The sequence below is a fragment of the Pseudomonas sp. SDT291_1_S447 genome, from assembly GCF_054070155.1.
This window is the reverse complement of record NZ_JBSVXS010000287.1, coordinates 1-541: the sequence shown is the minus strand read 5'-3', so window position 1 is coordinate 541 and position 541 is coordinate 1. Positions and strand designations below refer to the sequence as shown.

General features: G+C 59.0%; 2 pseudogenes. Both read right to left on the bottom strand.

Going from position 1 to position 541, the window contains the following annotated elements:
* A pseudogene (locus ACW9IR_RS29580) lies at positions 1-198 on the bottom strand (phage tail protein); the annotation flags it as partial.
* Positions 195-541 (bottom strand): annotated as a pseudogene (locus ACW9IR_RS29575) (baseplate J/gp47 family protein); the annotation flags it as partial. The pseudogenes ACW9IR_RS29580 and ACW9IR_RS29575, both read right to left, overlap by 4 nt.

Genomic DNA, 541 nt, shown 5'->3' with positions numbered 1-541 from the left:
GGGTTCGCCCTTGAAGCGCGTCACGTCCCGCTGCCAGGCCCACAGCTCAAGGATGTTCATGTGGCAGGTGTCGGGATCGATCTGCGAATAGGGCCAACGCAACCAACCGGTAACGGTTTCCCACCACGCCTGTGCAGCGGCCACCAACTTTGACAGCTCGGTGCCGCCCAGCCAGAACGGCAGTTTGAGTTTGATCATTGCAGGTTCACCTTCAGCGACGTCAGGCGCGGGATGTCCAACCCGCTGGTGATGTCTACGCCGGGTGTAAACCGCAGTGAGGCGATATCAGCAAACTGCTGATGCAGTTCTTCAGCGAGGCGACTGAAGCTGAAACGCGACTGGGGATAAGTCAGCGTCGGCTGATAATCGCGGGGCGTGCTTTCTCGAAACGCTGCCCGGATGAATAGCTCGATCTCACTTTTCAGCGTGTCGATCTGCTCGGCGCTCAGATTCGGTTGCGGCCAAAGCGTCATCGCAACACTCACAGGTACTTCGGGCATCACCATGGCCAGCAGATCATCGCCGTGGCCATGGTTGCCCT